Below are 22,266 nucleotides of genomic sequence, written 5' to 3' on the forward strand. Positions count from 1 at the left end.
GCCTATTTACTTCTGAGCTTGATAATTACTGCAAGGTACAGCCTTCTGCCATGAACTACGGCCCCCAGCAGGTACATTAGCTATAAGTACCACCTCTCCCTTTTCGTTTACCACCAATCCATTTGCTTCTACAATACGTTCTGGTGTGGTAGTAACTGGATTAGTAGTAACAGGTGGATTGCTGCTATTGCTGCTTGGTTTGAGCGCCACCCAACCGATTTCTACAGTGCCGTTCGGCAGAACATCTTTAGTGGGATTAGGAGGTAAACCGCCTCTTCCGGTGATAGTAAAGCTGCTTTGAGCATAACCTGGACTATCGCAGACTTGAGCTACTTCAGTTGCTACAGCTATTGTGGGTAGCTCAACTAAGCCACTGTTGGGGTCGATACCAGGTGTATTAAGTTCTACTGAACCGTTGAATGGAGGACTTGCTCCTGTAGCAGTGATGTCGCTTTCTGAAGTTGGTGTATTCCGACTGCGAATCCCAAAGATTCCTTGAGCGCTGATTTTGACTGCTCCACCACGAAAGTCAACAGAATTGGCACTAATATCACTATTTTCTTCAGGAATAGCAATGATGAAGCCATTTAGTGCATCAATACCGATATTACCGCCAGGAATACCAAGGCCTTTGGCATTGGTAGTAATAGAACTTTGATTACGTAGTAACAATGAGAGCGATCGCGTAAAGGATCGCGCAAAGATATTTCCGCCGCCTCCTGTAGTGTCAGCAGTGATTTTGGCAGCGTTATTGAGATATATCGAGTTAGCGTTAAGTTTTAAATTGCCCGCAGCCCCTGAGCCTGTACTACTTACAGTTATTTTTGCTCCATCTTGAACTGCCAAATTTTCTGTCGTCAGTGTTGAGTCACCGCCTGCTCCTTGTCCTGTGGTTTCAGCCGAAATCACTGAGCCGTTACCAGTAATATTAATAGATTCAGGAGCATTGATACTTAGAGTTCCTCCCTCACCATTACCAGAGCTAGCAGCCGATACCGTTGCTCCTCCAGTGATATTTACAGCTAAGGTTTGCTCATTGTTATTGGGTTGAATTGTCAAGTTCCCGCCTGGTGCATTTCCTGTCGTCCCAGCTTCTAAACTGCTGCCGTCTGTCAAGTTCAATTGTCTAGCTTCCACGGTCAGATTACCACCACTACCTTCGGGGTTAGTAGAATTAGCCGCGGCTGAAACGCGCATTCCATTGCTGATAGTTAGTTTTTCAGTGTTAAGAAGCACATCTCCGGCTCGTCCACTACCAGCACCTTCGGATGTCACCGCTAAGATCCCATTACCACTGAGGGTGATTGACTCAGGAGCATTGACACTTAGGGTTCCTCCTTTACCACTACCAGAGGTGGATGCTGATATCTGCGCTTGCTCAAAGAAGTTAACCGTCAAGGTTTGTCCGTTCAAAGGTTGAAGCGTCAAGTTTCCGGCTGCGCCTGTACTGCTTGTCTGAGCAAAAACACCACTAGTGGAACCAGATAACTGTATTTCTGGAATATTTAGTGTGATGTCACCTGCTTGTCCACTACCAAAGGTAGATGTACGCAGTTGCCCATCATTTAAAACACTTAAGGTATTAGCGCTAAGAGTGATGTCACCTGTATCCCCCTGCCCAGAAGTACTGGCTGTCAGTGCAGCACCATCGGTGATACTTAGGGAGTTCGTGTTAACTGTTATATCGCCACTCTTTCCATCCTTCTGCCCTTCCTTTGCAGCCCCAGAAATTATACCGCTCGGATATGGACGATCTTTTACGAAGTCATAGACTAAAGCTCCAGCAAATCCAAAATCTCGTATTTGAGAGGCGGACAACCCTTGTTTTGAAGTGCCAACAAGTTCTACTGAATCAGAGGCGGTAATGGTCAATTCGCCTGCCTTTCCAGAGCTAGAAGTACCCGCCGAGATAATTCCTCCATTGCTGACTATCAGTTTCTTAGTAGTAATAGCTAATTTGCCAGAATTTCCAGGCCCCTGTGTTCCAGAAGACAAAATGCTAGGAATATTATCTGATGAAGTGCCACTAAGTTCTACTAACTCAGTAGCGTTCACAGTCAATTCTCCTCCTGGCATTTCGCCACCAGTACCACTTGTCACCCATGCACCATCACTGACAATTAATTTTTTAGTATCAATAGTCAAGTTGCCCCCTGCTCCGTAACCGGCAGTTTCATTACGCAATCCACTAGGAACCTTACTTGTTGTAGTCAACAAATATGGGGGAGAATCATTAGCTGAGGTACCACTAAGTTCTATCAAGTCTGCCTTCACGGTTAAATTTCCTCCATGTCCTGTGCTTGTAGTACCTGCCGATACCACTGCCCCATTAGATACAATTAACCGCCCAGTTTCAATGCTCAGGTTTCCGGCATTTCCACCTGGAATAGGTAGAAAAGAGCTTACGAAAGGAGAAACATTAGGAAGATTCTGGGCATCAAGGGAAGCGGAAAACAAGCCAATAGGAACAGGAACAGAAACAGGAATATTTATAGTAAAAAAGCCTAAAAAATCAATAGGAATATCGATGTCAATGTCAATCGTACCGTTTGATGAGGAACTGCCAGTTAGTTCTATTGAGTCAGAGGCTTTTACAATCAGATCCCCAGCTTTCCCACTAGAAATAGTAGCAGTGGCTATTACTCCATCTTGAATAATCAATTTCCCTGTATCCACGAGCAAATCTCCACCATTTCCAGAACCAAAAACGGCGTTGTAGATAGAGCTATTTTCGATTCTCAGTGTTCCTTTGGCGCTGAGGGTGACATCTCCTGCTTGGGCGTCATCGGCTCCTGCAAGTGGGCTAATACCCGCACGTATGCTACTTCTCCCCAAAACGTCTATATTCTCAGCATTGATGGCAATACTACCGCCACCACCAGAAGCGACATTAACTTCAGCGCCATTGGTAAGCGACACATTTGCTCGTGCTACATTCTCTGGAAAATTTAAGCTGAAATTGTTGCTATTGGCATTAAGAGCAACTGTCCCCTCTCCTGCTAAACCTCCTAACTCCACTTGTCCACCAAGGGCATTTAATGAGCCACCATCCACGTTGACATCGCCTCCAACTGCCAGCAAACTACGATTATTATTAACACTTAAACTAGCTGAGTTATTTTGGATCGGCGCAGCAACAATTTGATTGAATAGAAGAGCCGAAGGGTTGACTACGAGTAGTTCAGGATTATTCGGAGTAGAAGCACTAAAAAAACCTTGATTGTCAAACCCAATTGCATTAGCTGTAGTCGCTACAAAAGAACCACCTATATCCAGTGAAGCGTTGCGTCCAAAAATAATCCCGTTAGGATTGATCAGAAATAGGTTAGCTATACCATTAGCTTTTATTAACCCTTCAATCTCAGACCTTGAATTACCTGTTACTCTGCTAATAATGTTCTGAATCTCATTACCGTTGTTGAAGAAAGCAGTATTCCCAGCAGGCACAGAGAATTCCTTAAAGCTATGGAATAAGTTAGTGCCTGCTTGTGTACCGCCAGTAATGTTGAAGGTGTTACCGTCTGGTGTGACGTTGGAATTAATCGGTAGAGTGCTATCCGGGGCGATTTGAGCGATCGCACATTTTCCAGACAAAGCGCTGACACTCATCGCAATACCTAGCACTGCACCCCAATAAGTTAAATGCCAACTACCAGACATTACAAGCCTCCACAAGTATCACTAACACTAAACTTTAGTTAAGCATGTATCAAGTTAATCAATGTCTATTACTTAATAATCAGAAATAAGACATACTCAATCATGCTGTTTAGCGCTGTTAAAGTTTGAGTAAGCAGTGTCTGGATGAAAAATTGCTTTATTCCCCAATTCTTAGCCGTACTTCATTGGGGTAACTATAAAATCAAAAAGTTAAATTTTAAGAGAGATTAGAAGACGATCGCAACCATGTAAATTTAGTCATTTTAGTGAATGACAGACTTCAATACAACATTTGTCTTTTAACAAGAGCATGGCCAGATTGAACATCAAACCAGTGAATATCCTCAGGGGGCAATGCTAGTGTAATATCTTCGCCACTCCAATTTTGGTCTGTTGGCAACAAAGCACGTACCGTAATCGCTCCGGTTTGTGAACCCTCAACCCTAACACTAACCAAATAGTGCATACCTAAGTTTTCCACTAAAAACACTCGCCCTTGGATAGTTTGGGTATCACCTGGTTGAGCAATACGGACATTTTCTGGGCGGATTCCCAGAACAATCTGCGGTGGTACTGTTGGTATATTAGGGAGAAGCACTTGGAAGTTGCCCACGATCGCATATTGTCCCCTACAAGGTAAAGTCAGCAAATTCATTTGCGGGCTACCAACAAATCCAGCCACAAATAGATTCGCTGGATGGTTATAAATGCGGTCAGGCGGGTCAAGCTGCTGGACATAGCCATCGTTGAGCAATGCAACTTTCGTGGAGAGCGTCATCGCTTCGGTTTGGTCGTGGGTGACGTAGACAACTGGCACTTTTTGTGCTGCAAAAATTTGCTTGATATCGGCTCGGACTCTTTCTCGCAGTAGTGCATCCAGGTTACTTAAAGGTTCATCTAGCAGGTATACATCAGCATTACGCACCAAAGCACGACCGACAGCAACCCTCTGGCGTTGACCTCCAGACATTTGTCCAGGCTTGCGGTTCATTAACTCTGCTAATCCTAAAACTTCTGCCACTTCTGCGACTCGCTGTTTAATTTCTGTAGGTGGTACTTTTTTCAGCTTGAGTCCAGAAGCGAGGTTTTCGTACACTGTCATGTGGGGATAGAGTGCATAGCTTTGAAATACCATTGCAATGTTGCGATCGCTTGCTCGTTTATAGGTGACATCCACCTCCCCAATCTTGATTTGACCGCGAGTCGGTTCTTCAAGACCCGCAATCATTCTTAGGACGGTAGATTTGCCACAGCCAGAAGGGCCAAGTAAAGTGAGAAACTCATGGTTATCTACAGTTAAACTAACGTCTTTGACAGGGATAACTTTAGGATTATAGGTTTTATTCAAGTTTGTGAGTTCGAGTTTAGCCATTTTGATTTTTATCCTTTGACAGCACCAGCAGTAAGACCTTGGACAATCCGGCGCTGGAAAAATAAAACTAGTAAAATCAGGGGTAACGTCCCCACAACAGTTGCAGCAGCGATTGGCCCGTAGGGAATTTCATATATTGTCGCACCACCCAACTGAGCAGCAGCAACGGGAATTGTCTTCAACTCTTCACGAGTCATAAACGTCAGAGCGAAAATAAACTCGTTCCAAGCAAAAATAAAGGTGAGGATTCCAGTAGTCACCAAGGCGGGAAGGGTCATGGGCAACACGATTTGCCATAGTAGTTGAAAGGTGTTGTAGCCATCGACCCTAGCGGAATCTTCCAAATCTTTTGGCAATTGTTGAAAAAAGCTTCTAAGTACTAAAATTGTTAGCGGCAAATTGATGGCAGTATAGGGTATAATCAGCGCCAGATAATTATTGCCCAATCTCAGCGCTTGGATAATTTCTAATAGTCCTAAGAACAATAGAATTCCAGGAAATAAGGTAACAATTAGAACGCTAGCGAGGATAGCTCTTTCACCCCAAGGGCGTAACCGTGCGAGGGCATAAGCCGCAGGTGCGCCGATCGCTAAAGATACAGCTGTAGAAGTAATCGATACAAAAGCACTGTTGAAGATGTAACGCCAAAATGGACGACGGGTGAATAACTCAATGTAGTGATTGAAAGTAAATCGTGTGGGAAAATAGACAGTAGGAACGGCAGCAATATCCTCATTCACTTTAAACGAGGTCAGTAATTGCCATAAAGCTGGGGATAAGCTGAATACCACCACTAATACAACTATTATGGGCAGCAAGATTTTTTTAAGAGAAAACTTGGTTTCTCCTTTTCGTTTTGGAGTCGTTGGCACTACTTGTGGAGTTACACTCATGGGTTAAATGGCTCCTGATGTTTTGGCACGGTATCTGTTAAGTAAGAAACTAGCGATCGCTACCGCAGCAATCAATATTAAAAATGTCACTACTACAAGGGCTGCTCCATAACCAAAATCTAAGTAGCGCATCACCGTAGAATAAATATACAATGACACCACTTCAGTAGCACCACCAGGCCCACCTCCAGTCATCACAGCAATCAAGTCGAAAATCCCAAAAGCTTGAGCAAACCGAAATAGCACTGCAATTAAGATTTGTGGCAGCAGTAGTGGCAGGGTAATATTGCGGAAGCTTTGCCAAGCAGTTGCCCCATCGACCGAGTAAGCTTCATAGAGGTCTTGTGATATCGATTGCAACCCAGCTAGCAACAGGATACTGATAAACGGCGTAGTTTTCCAAACATCAGCAAAAACCACTGCTATCATCGCCAGCGTTGGATCTCCTAACCAATTAATCCCAGTCTCAATCAGCCCCAACCGCCGCAGAATATCGTTCACAACCCCAAACTGGTCGTTAAAAATCCAAGACCACGCCAGACCAATCAGAGCAGTAGGCAAAGCCCAAGGTATTATCGCGCTTGTACGCACTATACCCCGCCCAAAAAACGCCTGGTTGAGAACTAGGGCAACCCCCAGTCCTAGCAGTAGTTCTGAGATTACTGATGCTGTTGTGAACACGGTCGTCGCCCACAAACTCTGCCAGAAACGGCCATCCCCCGCCATCCGCACATAATTGTCCAAACCAGAGAATACGGGTTGTAGCTCTGTTCCCAAATTTCTAGTAAATACGCTTAACCAAAATGCTCGTAAAATTGGGTAGGCAAATACAAACAACAACAACAGCAATGCTGGTGTTAGTAATATCCATGCTGTCTGTTGTTCTCGATTTCTTAGTGTATGTAAATTAGTCATCTGTCATTTGTCATTGGTCATAAGGCATTGAGAATTGGACATTGAGGATTTTGAACTCCGTTAATGAGCCTTTGAACTCCGTTAATGAGCCTTTGAACTCCGTTAATGAGTGTTTGAACTCCGTTAATGAACCTTTGAACTCCGTTAATGAACCTTTGAACTCCGTTAATGAACCTTTGAGGTGGATGAATGAGTATCCGACGTGGATGAACAAGTCTTTAAGCCAATGCTTTAACTTCTAACTCCCCCTGCCCCCTGCCCCCTGCCCCCTGCCCCCTGCTCCCTGCTCCCTGCCCCCTGCTCCCTGCCCCCCTGCCCCAAGAGTCGCCGCGTTTCAGCAGCAGCAGCTTGCATTGCTCGTTCAGAATTCATGCGACCAGATAACGCGGCACTGAGATAACGCTGCAAAATATCTGATGTCTGAGCATATTGGGCGATTGGCGGACGTAAAACTGCATTGTCCACGACTTCCAATAATTGCGGATAGTGGGGGTATTTAGCAACAATCTCTGGGTCTGTAAATAAATCTCGGCGACTTGGCACATAGCCTGCACTGAAAATAAATCGGCGCTGTGCTTCCCGACTGGTAAAATACTGAATTGCTTTCCAAGCTTCTTCAGGATGTTGAGAAGATTTAGCAATTCCTAAACCCCAGCCCCCTAAACAAGCCGCTCCCGTCTTACCAGGAGCATGAACCATCGGTTTAATTGCTATTTTGCCCCGGATTGGCGAATTTTCTGCCTGAGCTAAAGGCCACGCATAGGGCCAACTGCGTAAAAACGCTACTTGACCACTTTGAAACAACCGCCGGGTATCTTCTTCTTGGTAAGTTGTGACTCCAGGAGGAGAAACGCCCTCCTTAACGGTACTACGCAGAAACTCAATGGCTCGTAATGTTTCTGGTCGATCTAGTCCAACTTCCAGGGTGTCGGGATTAACCCAGAAGCCACCAAAGCCATCAAGGACTTCCACAAACATCGCCACAAGTCCTTCATATTGGCGACCCTGCCAAACATAGCCCCAATTCACCTGCTTTTTCTTCTGCAAGACTTGGGAAATTCGGATCAAATCATCAAAGGTTTCTGGCGGTTGCAATCCTGCTTGTTTGATTAAATCTTCCCGGTAGTAGAGCATTCCCACGTCGGAACGCACTGGAATGCGGTACAGCTTGTCTTGGTAACGTCCCCCTTCTACATCCTGCGATGAAAATGCTTCCAGCTCCTGTTTAGAAATGCGATCGCCTAGCGGTAACAACCATCCAGCAGCAGCAAACTTGGATGTCCAGATCACATCCATATTGATTAGGTCATAAGGGGATTCACCTAAGATAAAAGATGAGGTATACAGGTCTTCGAGCAAATTTGTGGCATTCGGCCCTTCAACCAGGTTAATGCGAATACCTGGGTTCTCAGCTTCGAAGTCTTTAATCAAACCCTGCCTCCAAGGTTCGGCATCAGGAGCAGTCATTAACAGATTGAGGGTAACTGGTTGCTGTGAGAGTGCTACCCAACTGAACAATATGATGCTCAACAGAGTTGCTAGGAAAACCCCTATATGTAAATAACTCTGTTTTTGGATAAATTTTTGTAACTTGTTTATTGGGTTTCGGTGCAACATTATAAATGTAGCGATCGCTAGTGGTAATTATTCATAAATAAAAGCATAGATTATCTGAAAAAAGATTGTTTTATATTATTCTTTATCAAAATTATTGAGTAATGAACAAGCAAGTCAATAAACTTAATATCAAGCTGATCGCTCTTTTTAAATTTTATTATTTCATCGAAAAATAAAAACTGGGATACACCCAGTAACTCTCTCAAATCTGGAGTTCATCGCTGCCTTCAGTAACACTTTTTTCTTTGTCATGTCTTAACAAGCATATTTTGTGGGCATTATAAGGGAACTCCAAAAAATAAATTATCCCAATTTCTGGACTCAACACGACTAGTTTCTCCCCCCTGCCCCCTGTCCTAAATGCGATGGGATATTTTGTTAGTTGGAAGTCCCTAATCCCAAGCCAAATACATCAGCTAGCAGCCATAAAACTTTTTGGCAGCAAGTTTTATCATTTACAACTATGTATCGACCTAGGGCAGATAATTTTAGACGTTATTTCTTTGTTTCTCGATATAGTTTGTATACTGAGTTGATTTTAGGATGCCTACAGATTCAATCGGGAGTAATCTGTAGTGTAAGTATTTGGACATTATCAGAAGCTAAGTTACAAGCTGCCCAGGCACATCAGACTTGGAAATCACCTTCAGAATTGACCGAGGGAGTCACCAAATTCAGGAGGCAAGAGGAAACGCTTAAAATACCTCCCTATCGATTAAAGCCAACACCTATTTTGATGGCGGCACCCGAAAACTTCAATCCTGATTTGCAATTACCGCCAGCGCTACGCGAACCACCGCAGAATTCTAGCCCACCAACAACTTCTACCGAACCAAGAAAGCTGGATGCAGTTTTGGAAAGTATTTATACGGACTATCGCTATGACACAGATAACTTCGACCAAACTAATTTATTCTTTGAACCAAGGATTCAGTTTCAATTGAATAATGGCAATAAAATATTTATCAAGACAGGTTTTAACTTCTTTGAGCAACGTGGTGTTGAATCAGTTACTAATTTTCCCTTGCAAGTTGGATGGCAGGGAAAAATTGGGGAAACGACTCTGCAAACAGCAGCTGGAGTCGATGTGTTCAATCGTTTACCAACTGTTATTAATCTCAATGCTAAGGTAGAGGTTCCCATTTCACGGCCACGAGTTTCGTCATCCGGTCAATTGCTATCGGCAGTAGTGCTATCAGGTAATTTAGAACAAGGGCCTTATAAATCTAATGCCCGAACTTTAGACAATCAAATTACTGCTTGGCGATTTGGGCCTGATTTATATTGGCAGATTGACCGTAACACCAGCTTGTTTTCATCATTACGTTTGGGCAGTTATAACGATGGTAATGCTGAGGTGCAGTCATTTAGTAAGCTAGAGCGCAAGTTTGGACAGTTTTCTCTGGCAGCTAACTTATTCAATTGGAGTTTTGATCGCAACTTAGAACGCACAAGTGGCTATTTTTCTCCACCAGATTTTCTAGTTTACAACGCTGAGGTGGCTTGGGAAGGAGATATTTCTAATTTCTTACGCTGTCGCCTCGCTGCCAACTTAGGACAGCAGCGACTTCAAGGAGAATTTGACAACGCCCATACCTATCAAACGCGCTGTACAGTAAAGCTTTCACCAAATATAGAGACAGATCTTGGCTATAGCTTTAGCAATGTCCGAAATCAAGAAACAGGGGGAAGTGCCTACGGTGGTAATTCCTTGACAGGGCAGTTGCGGGTCAAATTTTAGGAGGCAGGAGGTAAACCCTATAAATAATCTAAAATCTAAAATCCAAAATCTAAAATCCACAATGGTATGAGACTTAAGAATGAAAGCACCATTACCTGATAACGAAACACAGCGAATCGAATCTCTTTTGGAGTATAAAATCCTCGATACTCCTTCGGAAGCTGCCTTTGACGACCTTACCCGTTTAGCCTCATATATTTGTGGAACTCCCATTGCCTTAATCAGTTTAGTTGATAGCGATCGCCAGTGGTTCAAGTCAAAAGTTGGTTTGGATGTGCTACAAACACCTCGAAATCAGGCATTATGCGCCCATGCTATTATGCAACCTGAAGTTTTTATTGTGCCTGATACCACAGAAGATGAAAGGTTTGCTACAAATCCGCTAGTCTCTTCTGACCCGAACATTCGGTTTTATGCTGGTGTACCACTAATTAATCCTGAAGGATATGCCCTAGGAACACTTTGTGTAATTGACCGTGTACCAAGAAACCTCTCTTTAGAACAAGTTGAAGCATTACGAATTTTAGGTCGTCAGGTAATCAAGCAACTAGAAATGCGGCGCACTTTAACAAGTTTAGTATTGGTAAGTGATACACGCAAACAGGTACAGAAGGGACACAAACAATTTTTTAAAAGAGTTGCGGTCGGGTTTGGGTTAGCATCGACAATTTTAGTTTTGATTGGGGTGATTTCTTATAAAAACACACAGATATTGATTAATACTAATAATCAGGTTCAAACAACCCAAGAGAAAATCAATAAACTAGAAGAATTACTGTCCGAGATGAAGGATGCTGAGACTGGACAACGCGGTTATATTCTTACTGGACAAGAAAGTTATTTAGAACCTTATCAAGCAGTAATTACAAACATCGATCAAAAAATTGCAGAATTAAAAGATTTAATTGCAGATCAACCAAGCCAAAAAAAGCAGTTTGCAACCCTTGAATATCTGATAGCTGCAAAACTTGCCATCCTCAAGAAGACTATATACCTACGTCAAAATCAGGGATTCGAGGCGGCGTTGCAGGTAATTCAGACAAATCACGGAAAACATCTCATGGATGATATCCGCAAGATCATTTATGAGATAAATAATCAGGATAGAGGGTTGCTTAAACAGCAGTCACAAGCTGCAAAAGCCAGTGCTAAAAATACGTTTTTGACACTTGCCTTCGCTATTTCTCTAGGGTTCCTGATTATGGCTATAGTTTACTACTTAATTTCTCGTGAGGTCAGAGAGCGTAAATTAACAGAGGAAACACTAAACACAGAACGCAACTTTATCTCAGCAGTCCTTGATACAGCCAGCGCTTTGGTAATAGTTCTTAACACACAAGGGCAAATCGTTCGCTTCAACCAAGCTTGTGAACAAACCACTGGTTACTCATTTGATGAGGTGAGAGGAAGGCATTTTTGGAACCTGTTTTTACTTGCTGAAGAGCTAGGGCCAGTTAAAGCAGTTTTTGATCAGTTGGAATTTGGTGAAGGGCCGCAAAAATACGAAAACTATTGGATAACTAAAGATGGCAGTCGGCGGCTCATTGCCTGGGTTAACACTACTTTACAAGACTATAAAGGCCGCGTTGAATACATTGTTGCTACAGGTATTGACATCAGTGATGTCTCCGAGGAGCTTCGTTTACGTAAACGAACTGAACAACATTTGAAAGCAGAGTATGCTACAACACGCGTCTTAGCAGAGTCAACTACAATCAACGAAGCCATGCCCCAAATTCTGCAAGGAATCTGCGAAAGTTTGGGATGGAATTTAAGTGAATTTTGGATAGTAGATCAGCAAGTAAATCTACTGTCATTGCTAAATTCATGGTATAAAACATCCTACAAAATGCAAGAATTTGACATCTTAAGTCGGCAGACTACGTTTGCACCAGGAATTGGGCTGCCTGGTCGTGTCTGGACAAGTGTCGAACCTGTTTGGATCGCTGATGTTGTTGAAGAACAGCATTTCGTCCGCTCTCAAATCGCTGCCCAAGCAGACCTGCACGGAGCTTTCGGTTTTCCGATCCGTAGTGGTAAAAAAATTATTGGTGTCATTACCTGCTTTAGCCATGAAATTCAGCGACCTGACCCAGATTTGGCAACAGTCATGAATTCTATTGGTGAGCAAGTAGGGCAGTTTATTGAGCGTAAGCAAGCAGAAGAAGAACTTCAACGCCAAAACTTGCGATCGCAACTATTTACTGAAATCACCCTCAAAATTCGTCAGTCTTTGCAAATCAAAGAAATTCTTCAAATCACTGTTACGGAGGTACAAAAAATCCTCCATAGCGATCGAGTTTTGATTTATCAACCTTTGGCAGATGGATCTGGAGCCACCATCGTTGAGGCAGTAGTTTCTGGCTGGCTGGCAATCAAAGACAAAGAGCTAGCCGATGCTTACTTTCAAGCAGAATATACACAACAGTACTATCTACAGCAGTATCGTCAAAAACTAAATCTGGAGTTTACTGACTTAGATATGGCTGAACTCCAAAAAAGCCACATAGAATTACTGCAACAATTTGGAGTCAAGTCCAATTTAGTCATACCCATTCTTGTCAAAGAAGAAATTTGCGGTTTGCTGATTGTCCATCAATGCGGCAGTTCCCGCCAATGGTCTAGCTTTGAAACTCATCTTTTACGACAAATAGCCGATCAAGTAGGTATTGCCTTAGCCCAAGCCCAAATGTTAAACGCAGAAACTCAACAGCGACGAGAACTCGAAATTGCCCGTCATCAAGCTGAATTAGCTTCTAAAACCAAAAGTGCCTTTTTGGCGAACATGAGCCATGAAATCCGAACTCCGATGAATGCTGTGTTGGGCATGACAGGCTTAATGTTAGAAACTCCTTTAAACTCGGAGCAACGCGATTTTATTGAAACAATCCGTATTAGTGGAGACGCCCTCTTAAGCCTAATCAACGAAATTTTGGATCTATCCAAACTTGAGGCTGGGGAAATGGCACTAGAAACTCTAGACTTTGACTTATCTACCTGTATAGAAGAGGTGTTAGAATTATTGGCTCCTCCAGCCCATAATAAGGGATTAGAAATTGCCGCGTTAATCTATCCCAATGTCCCCACCCATCTGCAAGGCGATGCTGGCCGCCTCCGGCAAATTCTTATGAACCTGATTAGCAATGCGATCAAGTTCACCAGTAATGGAGAGGTAGTACTACGAGCAGAATTGCGTTCGCAAAACTCTACTACAGCCACCATCTATTTTGCCATCACAGATACGGGTCTTGGCATTACCTCTGAAGACCAATGCAAACTCTTTACGCCATTTACCCAAGTAGATGCTTCCACCACCCGCAAATATGGCGGCACAGGTTTGGGATTAGCCATCTGCAAGCAACTGGTGAGCTTAATGGGAGGAGAAATTGGCGTAGAAAGTCGGTTGGGCAAAGGATCTAAGTTTTGGTTTGAAGTAACTTTTGCCAAACAACTTCACCCTATTTCCTCAGAAAGCGAAGGCGAACTTTTGACTAATCGGCGCTTGTTAGTAGTGGATAATAATACTACTAATCGTAAAATTATCTACCATCAAGCTACTCGTTGGGGAATGATTGTAGATCAGGCTGCTTCGGCTGCTAGTGCCCTCAGAGCTATTCAGGAGGCTGCCAAGCAGAAAATTCTATATGACGTTGCTGTGATTGATATGCAGATGCCAGAAATAGATGGCATGACTTTAGGAGAGCAAATTAAGGCAAATTCAGCGATCGCTAGTTTACCTTTAATTATGCTTACCTCTACTTATCAACGAGATGAAATCCAAAAGGCGCTAAAAATAGGATTTACAGCTTATTTATCCAAGCCTGTTAAGCCGTCCCGACTCCTCGATTCCATCATGACTATTTTAGGAACGCAGATGGAACAAAAGGAGTCAGAATGGGCTACGCCCCGCTTTGCTAACAAGAGTCAGGAGTTAAAAGTTAAAAATTACGAAAACAAGAGCAACTATTATTCTCCTAGCCCTAACTTCCTCAAACTTAGAATTCTTCTAGCTGAAGATAATTTGGTAAATCAGAAAGTTGCCCTGAAGCAACTCCAAAGCCTGGGTTATAGCGCTGATGTCGTTGGTAATGGAAAAGAGGTATTGCAGCTATTAGAAAAAATTCCCTACGATTTAATTCTGATGGATTGCCAAATGCCAGTTCTTGACGGTTTAGAAACCACAAAAGAAATTCATCGTTGGCAAGAAAGTAGCTTTGTCAGTGGTCGTCGTCCTGTAGTAATTGCGATGACAGCTAATGCCATGAAAGAAGATCAACAAATGTGTCTAGATGCCGGAATGGACGACTATCTAAGTAAGCCAGTAATTAAACAAAAATTGGCTGCGGCGCTAGAGCGTTGGGGAGGCGCGATATTTAGAGAAAAAGAAACAGATGCTTTGGAACAGACAGTTTCTACAACAGATGTAGATTCATTTGACCTCCCAATTGATTGGAAACGCTTGCATCAACTCTCAGAAAACAACCTAGAATTTGAATTGGAACTACTACAATTATTTGTTGAAGATATTCAACCTCATCTAGAGGTAATTAAAATAGCGCTCGCTGATTATGATTTTGAGCAAGTAGCGCTCCGAACCCATCAAATTAAAGGTTCTAGTGCCAATATTGGAGCTATAACTATGCATCTAGCCGCAGAAAAGCTAGAACGACTAGCTTACAATAAAGAACGTCGAGGTACTACTAACTTAATCTCAGAGTTAGAAGAGTTTGTTCAACGCATCCAAGAATTTTTAAGCAGGACTCTTAATTCCTAACTTTTGCCTGCTGACTGAAGAGTCAGGGGCTTTAATAATATTTACTAATAAATAAACAGTAACGATGATCTACTGTCGGCTCATAACTCAACTTGTCGGCAATGGCGGACATGATTTTTAAACCACGACCGCGCTCTTGCTCATTCTCCTCAAATTCAGATATTTTTTGCAGTTGCTGCTCTAAGTCAAAGGGTTCACCTTGAGACCAAATACGAATTTCTATGTATTCATCTAATCGTACAGCTTCTATTTCAATAGGAGTTTCAATAGGTAAATTTCTGTGAGCATGTTCAACAATGTTAGTAAAGCCTTCCATCATCAGAGTTTGACATTGCCACCAAATTGTTTTATCGGGGATAGCTGGTTGATTCATCTGCTCGAACCAAGACAATACTTTAGGTGAGGCTGTCAAGTCTGTGTTGACTTTTAGATAAATTTTATTTTTCACTTCTTGACCAATAAATATTTTGAAACGATCATATTCGATAATGAATTTATTTAATTTGAGTATTTTCACTATACATTTAAAACTAAATTTAATATAAGTTTAATGAAAGTAATTAATTACTTTTTATTCTACTTAGCTAAATTTAATTTATGTTTAAAATTCTGGTTATTGATGATGACCCTATAGTGCGAACAGTACTGAAAAAAACACTCCAAAATCAGGGTTATGATATTAGTGTCGCCAAAAATGGCGAGGAAGGAATTACACAAGCACAATTACTACATCCTGCTCTGATTATCTGTGACTGGATGATGTCTCAATTAGATGGGTTAGAAGTGTGCCGTCGAATTAGGGCAGATCCAGAATTAGCAACTACTTTTTTTATTCTATTGACTGCTAGGGGAGCAGCTCGAGGAGAGGAGGAAGATAGAGTTAAGGGACTTGATGCTGGAGCAGACGAGTTTGTTTCTAAACCAATAGAGATGAATGAATTGAAAGCACGGGTGAGAGCAGGGCTAAGATTACACCAGGTAAATCAGGACTTACAAAGTCAAAAAAAAGCTTTGGAGACACTAAATCAAGATTTACAAACCCAAAAGCAAATTTTGGAAGCAGAATTGTCAGAGGCTGCTGACTATGTGCGATCGCTTTTACCCTCACCACTTGTAGGAGCAGTAACTACAGAAAATCTGTTTATTCCCTCAGCACAGCTTGGGGGAGATTGCTTTGACCATCATTGGATCGACGAGGATAATTTGGCAATTTATTTGTTGGATGTATCAGGACACGGCGTAGGTTCAGCCCTCCTATCTGTATCCGTGCTGAATGTTTTGCGATCGCAATCTCTACCGAACACTAATTTTTGTCAACCCAGCGAAGTCCTAAAAGCCCTCAATCACGCTTTCCAAATGAAAAATCACGGTGAGAAATACTTCACAATTTGGTATGGAGTTTATCACCGCCTTAAACGTCAACTCATTTATGCTAACGCCGGACATCCACCAGCTTTACTGTTGTCTAATACTTCAACAACAAGTATCCAAGTTGAACAGTTAACTTCTTTAGATTTACCAATTGGCTTTTTACCTGATGTCCAATTTGAGGATGCTGTTTTTGATATTGAAGAAAACAGCACTTTATACATTTTTAGTGATGGCGCTTATGAAATTAATCAGTCAGACGGCGAAATTTGGGGTATTGATGCTTTCATTGAACTAATAACGAAATATAGCCTGAAAGATACGTGTAACCTCAAGGAATTATTAGCAAATATTCTCACTTTAAATGCTCAAGACAATCTTGATGATGACTTATCTTTAGTAAAAGTTAACTTTAGTTAGGACAGTCAAATGTGAAGGGAGCATCCCAAATGTGCAATTTATATCAAACCCAGGTTGTAAATTGTCATTGTGATCGCAAGGTATTCGAGTGTTCGCGAAGCGTCTTGAAGACAAGCAATCCCATATCTTGCGATTGCTTTACTAGTACGGCACGGCGTAAAGAGAGCAACCACTTAAAATCCCTAAAGAGCTTATTCCATAATACTTTTGACTTTTGACTTTTGACTTCCGCCTTGTGGTATTAGGCTGTCGCTTTGTACCTTGGGGAACGCCAGGGGCGAACGCAATAAAAAACATGTTCTTGCAAAATTGAGATGCTCCCAACTCCCAATAGTCAAATTTTGTATTGTCTACCAGCTTGCTCTATTGGCAATACTTTCTGCTTGAATTCATCGCGGTCAGCAAAGACTTGAAAAATTCTATTCATTTTAGTCAGTTCAAACAACATCCTGACTTGATCGCTGATAGAACAGACAAAAAGTTTACTATCAGCATTCCGTACCATTTGCGTTGCTGATACTAAAGCGCCTAAACCAGAGCTATCGATAAAGTTTACTTGTTTCATGTCAAGCAACAAAATATCGGCTCCATTTGCCAGAATGCCGCTAATTTGACGACGCAGTTCATTACCTCTAATCCCATCTATAATTCCAGATAGTTCTAGGACTGTTACATTTAGTTGCATGGTTTATTTCCTGATTATTTATTTCCTTTTAAAACTATATATATATTGGCATTTAGTTAATGGAAATGGCAATAGATATAGTAGTTGCTACCCAGTCGGATATCTCATTAAAAATATCCAAAGTTTTCTACTAACTATGAACAGACAACTGTAGCTATATAACAGTTTATTGCTTGCGTTTCATTTTCAATACTAGTGCGATCCTTGCCAGCACACCAAGAACAATATTAGGTTCTGGGACTGAAACCTCATTAGCCACATTTCCTGTTTTTTTGATTTCTAGCAATATATTTCCAGTATTGTCACTATAGAATTAACCGTAGAGAATGCTCCTAATCCTACTAGACTAAAAACCATTAAAGCACCCAGAAATTTTTTCATGTACTTGAATTGATTGCATGTAAATCTATCTTAAGCAATAAAATAAATTTTATGTATAAATCTACACAAAAAAAGCAATAAATTTTATTTTGAAAAAATACAGTATTTTAATTTAGAAAAATCAAACTATTTTTTACCTAAGTTAGGAGTTATTTCTCCCTTATCCTTTTACCCTCCTTACTCCCTGCTCCCTTGCCTCTTTTTCAACTCTCAATTAATTCGCCACGATTTTACACAAAGCTGTACTTAGGACTCTTTTGGAGGCTGCCAAATAGATGCGTGGATAATAGCCCACAAAAGTAACAAGTTATAGATAGCCCATGTACTATTTAGTAAGTGAACTAAAGGATTATTTAGATGACCAATCGCAAAGCGGTAAAGACTCGACAATATTCCTAAACTAGTGAGGGTAAAGACAACCAACTGTGGCCAAACGAGCCGGAGATAAATCCCGGATTGACGTTGCTTAGGTGTTACTTGAAAATTTATTTTTTGTCCTGTGAATACACTCCATACAGCTTGGATTAATAAGGGGAATAAAGCGATCGCATATTGTTCCGAACGCCAAACTTCCCTAGCTGGAATGCCCCAAGTAGCTGCTAGGAAAGTCAGACGGTTGATAACAAAAGCTGGGAAAAAGTGTATGGCAAAGTCAGCTCCGTAGCTTTTAACTGGAATCATGTCCGTAAAAAAATAGATAATTGGACAAGAAAGAAAAACTAGAGTTGCAAAACCAGAGAAATAACTATACATCGTCTGAAAATATTGCAACCTCTGCCAAAACATTAGCCCTGATTTTGTCAGTGGATTTTCTCTTACTAGTACTTGAATAGTTCCTTGTGCCCAGCGTAACCTCTGTTTAAGAGTAGAACTCAAGTCATCTGGCGCTAAACCTTCTGCCAAAAGTTCATTGTGATAAATAGATTTCCAGCCAGCGCTATGCAGACGCATAGCTGTATTCATATCTTCGGTAATGCTATTACTCGATACCCCACCAATTAAATCAAATTCATCTAAACGTTTTTCATCTTTGGCAAAATCATCAGCAAAATTTTGCAGTCCTACGCTAACTAATGCCTCACGCCTTAGTATCGCATTTGTGCCCGTATAGAAGGCAGCGTTCATGCCATCTTTACCTTGTTGAAGTGGCCCATAAAAGAAATTTGCTCGATGTCCAAAAGGATCGCCTGGAGGAATATTGTAAAAATCCTGGCGAGTTTGTACAAAAGCAATTTTATTCTCGTCGTATTTTCCTGTTGAAAGATTATAAGTGTAGAAATAAGGTACAACTCGCTTGAGAAAATTTGGCTTGGGAATGTGGTCGGCATCTAGAGTAACAATAAAATTCCCTGCCGTTTCTCCAGAAAAAATTGCGTAATTGATGTTGCCTGCTTTGGCATGATGCGCTACACCAGGCTTCTTGGGACGAGCAATGTAGCGAAACCGGGAGAGTTCCACAAGTTCCAGTTCTTTTTTGCGAATAGCTGCTTCTAAGGCTTTTCGTTCGCTAGTTAAGCGATCGCGTAGCGTCTTTGCAGGAGAATCGCTTATACTTTGATGCTGTGGAGGTAACCAAAGAATAAACTGTCGTAAACTTTGCACAAATTCGGTAGCAAATTGATTAACCACCGATTCTGATGATTGTAGCCACTGTTCAGCAGCTTGAGTATTAGGTGTGAAATTTTCTAGTTGCTTCAGACGCTCCAACAAGCTAGAGTGTTCTGCATCAATTCGATTCGCTTCTCGTTGTAGTTGTGGTGACTGCAAATCCTCAATACACAATCTTTCTGTCATAGCTCGTATATCAGCCGAGTTACCGTCATCGAGTACATAAACGCATAACTTGGTTGGCGGATAATCTATTGCTAGAGCAGCTTTGGCAGTTTCTTCTACAATTTCCGGCGGCTCGTTGTAGCAGGTGATAAATACATCCACTGTTGGCCAATCTGATCTGGGTATAGATGGGATCATCTGGTCGAGAGACTTAACCTGTCGCACCAAAGGACGCCACAACCCCAGGGCAAACGCATCTAAAGTATAAGAATCCTTTAATAGCAAGGGTTTCAGCGTTTTTAAATTTAGCCTATTTTTTCGTCAAGATCCTTATCCAGCAGGGGTTTCAGAAATGCCGTGCGTTCGCCCTGGCCACAACCCAATCACAAACATTACGCCGCCGAAATAGCTATAAATTTCTGCTATCAGCAAAGGAATCGAGATCCAGAGCGCATCAAAATTGATGGAATGGGTAATGCGCCATTGCAAATACCAGATCCCAAAAATTAAATTTATTTCTGCCAGGTAGCGAAACAACAGCGTTCTTTTTTTAAGTGATGAGCGACTGTTACCGGAAAAGTTTGAAGAATTATCGACAAGAGCAACTGAAGTCATGTTAGTACCAGGAATTAAAAATTAAGGATTAAAAATTAAATATTTAATTACTTTAAGTTTTAATTTTTAATTTCCGAAGGGTCAAGCACTAGTGGATGTCTGCCTCTAGCTTGGTAAAGCAAACTTTCTAAAATGCTCGCATTCGTATTCACGTCAACTGAAGCATTAACACCTAGTTTAGAATTTTCATATCGTCCTGAAAAATAGCCGCGATTTTTATCGGATAAATTTTGAGCGAAGTCTCGCAGTTTTTTCGTGTAAGGTTCATCTGGCATGAGTGAAAACCAAGAAAATGCCGCTTTTGTACTGATAAACCGCAATTGAGGATAGGCTTTTCCTCTGGTGTTCACAGCTTGCCAAGATTGGCCATTGGAGTAGACGCTGTAATACAGAAAGTAAGGGGAACGATCTAAGGAGTCTTCATTTACAGCAGTTAAAATTCCAGTGCGTTTAAACCGTTGCTGTTGCACTTTAAAAAGGTTTTGCACTTGAGTTTTAACAGCATCATTCCAACCCATTTCTAAACCCCAGAGTAAATAAGGGTCATTCGTCAGGTAGTTAGTAGCTCCAGAGTTTTTGAAATTACGCTCGTCAATTTGCAGTTTAATTCCATCTATTTGAACCGTTTTTACTGGTGGATTGGAAAGAGCATTTGCAGCTTGAATATTCCACAGCTTTAAACTGTGAGCAGCGTATTGCTCGTAGCCTAATCGCCCTTCTTGCACTTCGAGAAGTTTGCCTGCTCTGGGGATAGCACCATTTAACCAACCATTTTTGACAAGTTTCGATATATGCCAACGAGCAACAATGCGATTGATATGCTCGCTATATTCTGGATAATGCGATCGCATAACATGCAATCCTAATAAAAATCGCGCCATATCCAAAGCTGACCAACCACTTGTACCCTTGCTATCGGGGGTGTCATTGAGTCGGCGCATTTCAGCAGTATGGGTGCTATAAGCTTTGTTGGGCAAACCAGTTGCAGGTAGCGGCAGTTTTTCTAACGTCTGTAGCAATGTGTTCATGCGCTTTTGGAAAACATCTTGCGGCAATAGCCCTAACTGGTAAGCCGCATGAATTCCTAGTAAGGCGCTACCTTGATCCCACCAAGTTGTCCACGGCAAGTTATCTACCGAATTTACTAAACCTGTTTGAGGATTCCAGTTACGCTCAAAATATTTCCAAGCCCGCCCCGCAGCAATTTTATCCGCTTCTTGAGTTAATCGTGGGAAAGAAGTTGTGGGCGTTGGAGTAGCGGGTTTTTCTGGCGTAGTGGTTGGTTTTGGTTTTAGTGGCGTGACTATCGGAGCAACCGATTCTGGAACGTTTGGTGGCGTTGGTGTTTGGACATCAGGATTAAAGTTATTAGGGGCAGCAATGATTATAGATGGCGTAGGAGAACACTGCCACGTCGCCAGACTTGGACAAAGCAGGGGTTGTTGATTTGCTGTTGCGTACAAAACTGATTGCAAAATCATGCTTTTGATGCCGCTTGTTGTCATTTATATTTTCTTTGCCAACTCAGCAGGCGATAAATAGCCGAAAGCCGGATTATTTACCGCGTTTTTATAACCAGCAGATTTGCCGCTATTGCTGTTGATTGCCCAATCACATTCCTTATTAATATTGAAATAAAGAATAGCTCTTACACCCATCCCAGCTAGCTGAGTGTAAGAGTCTCGTAACCATTGGTCTTTGGCAGTGTTTTGTAAACTATTTTGCGTATTACTCGTACTAGCTGTTTGAGCGATGAAAATCGGCTTACTGCCAGCCATAACCTTCATCCGCTTGATATATGGTTCAAAAACTTCTTTTGGGCTACTCCAGTGAGGCATCAGCGATCGCCATTAAATTTTTACTCGCAAAGATGCTTCCTAGTAAAATTAGCATCATCAGCGCCAGTCGTACCTTGTTCATAGATTTAAAGGAGTAACCAGGGATTTTGAATCGAGATGTCTGTTGATCGTGCAAGCTACTAACTGCATCATATACAAGTATTCCCAAATACAACTGATTAATAACAAACACGACTTTGTAATTAATCAGTTG

General features: G+C 41.8%; 15 protein-coding genes. 3 read left to right on the forward strand and 12 right to left on the reverse strand.

Annotation, left to right across the window (positions count from 1 at the left end; translation table 11 throughout):
• Nucleotides 1-6: 6 nt before the first annotated feature.
• From LC608_RS06255 to LC608_RS06275, 5 genes are all read right to left on the reverse strand, one after another.
• The gene (locus LC608_RS06255; RefSeq protein WP_229552706.1) at nucleotides 7-3,660 is read right to left on the reverse strand and encodes a filamentous hemagglutinin N-terminal domain-containing protein; all 3,654 of its coding nucleotides are present in this window, start codon (nucleotides 3,658-3,660) and stop codon (nucleotides 7-9) included.
• Nucleotides 3,661-3,940: 280 nt separating this feature from the next.
• Nucleotides 3,941-5,032, reverse strand: a complete 1,092-nt coding sequence (locus tag LC608_RS06260) for an ABC transporter ATP-binding protein (RefSeq protein WP_229552707.1) — start codon at nucleotides 5,030-5,032, stop codon at nucleotides 3,941-3,943.
• An 8-nt stretch (nucleotides 5,033-5,040) separates the two neighbouring features.
• Complete coding sequence (locus tag LC608_RS06265; RefSeq protein WP_229552708.1) at nucleotides 5,041-5,925, reverse strand: carbohydrate ABC transporter permease; 885 nt, start codon at nucleotides 5,923-5,925, stop codon at nucleotides 5,041-5,043.
• Between the two features lie 3 nt (nucleotides 5,926-5,928).
• Nucleotides 5,929-6,840 (reverse strand): carbohydrate ABC transporter permease, encoded by a 912-nt coding sequence (locus tag LC608_RS06270; protein WP_229552709.1) that lies wholly within the window; start codon nucleotides 6,838-6,840, stop codon nucleotides 5,929-5,931.
• Nucleotides 6,841-7,071: 231 nt separating this feature from the next.
• Nucleotides 7,072-8,457 (reverse strand): ABC transporter substrate-binding protein, encoded by a 1,386-nt coding sequence (locus tag LC608_RS06275; protein WP_229552710.1) that lies wholly within the window; start codon nucleotides 8,455-8,457, stop codon nucleotides 7,072-7,074.
• Nucleotides 8,458-8,920: 463 nt separating this feature from the next.
• On the opposite strand from LC608_RS06275, the gene LC608_RS06280 reads away from it, so the two are divergent.
• On the forward strand, nucleotides 8,921-10,198 hold the full coding sequence (locus LC608_RS06280; protein WP_229552711.1) for a hypothetical protein: 1,278 nt from the start codon (nucleotides 8,921-8,923) through the stop codon (nucleotides 10,196-10,198).
• A 79-nt stretch (nucleotides 10,199-10,277) separates the two neighbouring features.
• Nucleotides 10,278-14,972 (forward strand): response regulator, encoded by a 4,695-nt coding sequence (locus LC608_RS06285; protein ID WP_229552712.1) that lies wholly within the window; start codon nucleotides 10,278-10,280, stop codon nucleotides 14,970-14,972.
• Nucleotides 14,973-15,003: 31 nt separating this feature from the next.
• Here LC608_RS06285 and LC608_RS06290 read toward each other — a convergent pair whose 3' ends face one another.
• On the reverse strand, nucleotides 15,004-15,420 hold the full coding sequence (locus LC608_RS06290) for an anti-sigma regulatory factor (protein WP_229552713.1): 417 nt from the start codon (nucleotides 15,418-15,420) through the stop codon (nucleotides 15,004-15,006).
• A gap of 149 nt (nucleotides 15,421-15,569) precedes the next feature.
• Here LC608_RS06290 and LC608_RS06295 point away from each other — a divergent pair, with 149 nt between their 5' ends.
• Entirely contained in the window at nucleotides 15,570-16,760 is a 1,191-nt protein-coding gene (locus LC608_RS06295) for a SpoIIE family protein phosphatase (RefSeq protein WP_229552714.1), read from the forward strand.
• Between the two features lie 334 nt (nucleotides 16,761-17,094).
• On the opposite strand, the gene LC608_RS06300 is transcribed toward LC608_RS06295, so the two are convergent.
• The 6 genes from LC608_RS06300 to LC608_RS06325 all read right to left on the reverse strand — a co-directional run bounded on the left by LC608_RS06300 (nucleotide 17,095) and on the right by LC608_RS06325 (nucleotide 22,245).
• A complete protein-coding gene (locus LC608_RS06300) occupies nucleotides 17,095-17,445 on the reverse strand; it encodes an STAS domain-containing protein (RefSeq protein ID WP_229552715.1) in 351 nt (116 codons plus the stop codon).
• A 627-nt stretch (nucleotides 17,446-18,072) separates the two neighbouring features.
• Nucleotides 18,073-19,884 (reverse strand): glycosyltransferase, encoded by a 1,812-nt coding sequence (locus LC608_RS06305; RefSeq protein ID WP_229552716.1) that lies wholly within the window; start codon nucleotides 19,882-19,884, stop codon nucleotides 18,073-18,075.
• Between the two features lie 45 nt (nucleotides 19,885-19,929).
• A complete protein-coding gene (locus LC608_RS06310; protein WP_229552717.1) occupies nucleotides 19,930-20,214 on the reverse strand; it encodes a hypothetical protein in 285 nt (94 codons plus the stop codon).
• A gap of 59 nt (nucleotides 20,215-20,273) precedes the next feature.
• The gene (locus LC608_RS06315; RefSeq protein ID WP_229552718.1) at nucleotides 20,274-21,719 is read right to left on the reverse strand and encodes a DUF3131 domain-containing protein; all 1,446 of its coding nucleotides are present in this window, start codon (nucleotides 21,717-21,719) and stop codon (nucleotides 20,274-20,276) included.
• Nucleotides 21,720-22,052, reverse strand: a complete 333-nt coding sequence (locus tag LC608_RS06320; RefSeq protein WP_229552719.1) for a hypothetical protein — start codon at nucleotides 22,050-22,052, stop codon at nucleotides 21,720-21,722.
• Complete coding sequence (locus tag LC608_RS06325; RefSeq protein WP_229552720.1) at nucleotides 22,036-22,245, reverse strand: hypothetical protein; 210 nt, start codon at nucleotides 22,243-22,245, stop codon at nucleotides 22,036-22,038. The genes LC608_RS06320 and LC608_RS06325 overlap by 17 nt, the downstream gene beginning before the upstream one ends.
• Nucleotides 22,246-22,266: the final 21 nt, after the last annotated feature.

This window comes from Nostoc sp. XA010 (assembly GCF_020829625.1).
Taxonomy (GTDB): Bacteria; Cyanobacteriota; Cyanobacteriia; order Cyanobacteriales; family Nostocaceae; genus Nostoc.

Coding starts and splice junctions, on each gene's coding strand:
- LC608_RS06270 (WP_229552709.1), bottom strand. CDS start 6,840: ATGACTAATTTACATACACTAAGAAATCGAGAACAACAGACAGCATGG.
- LC608_RS06260 (WP_229552707.1), bottom strand. CDS start 5,032: ATGGCTAAACTCGAACTCACAAACTTGAATAAAACCTATAATCCTAAA.
- LC608_RS06295 (WP_229552714.1), top strand. CDS start 15,570: ATGTTTAAAATTCTGGTTATTGATGATGACCCTATAGTGCGAACAGTA.
- LC608_RS06265 (WP_229552708.1), bottom strand. CDS start 5,925: ATGAGTGTAACTCCACAAGTAGTGCCAACGACTCCAAAACGAAAAGGA.
- LC608_RS06315 (WP_229552718.1), bottom strand. CDS start 21,719: ATGACAACAAGCGGCATCAAAAGCATGATTTTGCAATCAGTTTTGTAC.
- LC608_RS06255 (WP_229552706.1), bottom strand. CDS start 3,660: ATGTCTGGTAGTTGGCATTTAACTTATTGGGGTGCAGTGCTAGGTATT.
- LC608_RS06320 (WP_229552719.1), bottom strand. CDS start 22,052: ATGCCTCACTGGAGTAGCCCAAAAGAAGTTTTTGAACCATATATCAAG.
- LC608_RS06300 (WP_229552715.1), bottom strand. CDS start 17,445: ATGCAACTAAATGTAACAGTCCTAGAACTATCTGGAATTATAGATGGG.
- LC608_RS06275 (WP_229552710.1), bottom strand. CDS start 8,457: ATGTTGCACCGAAACCCAATAAACAAGTTACAAAAATTTATCCAAAAA.
- LC608_RS06285 (WP_229552712.1), top strand. CDS start 10,278: ATGAAAGCACCATTACCTGATAACGAAACACAGCGAATCGAATCTCTT.
- LC608_RS06310 (WP_229552717.1), bottom strand. CDS start 20,214: ATGACTTCAGTTGCTCTTGTCGATAATTCTTCAAACTTTTCCGGTAAC.
- LC608_RS06280 (WP_229552711.1), top strand. CDS start 8,921: ATGTATCGACCTAGGGCAGATAATTTTAGACGTTATTTCTTTGTTTCT.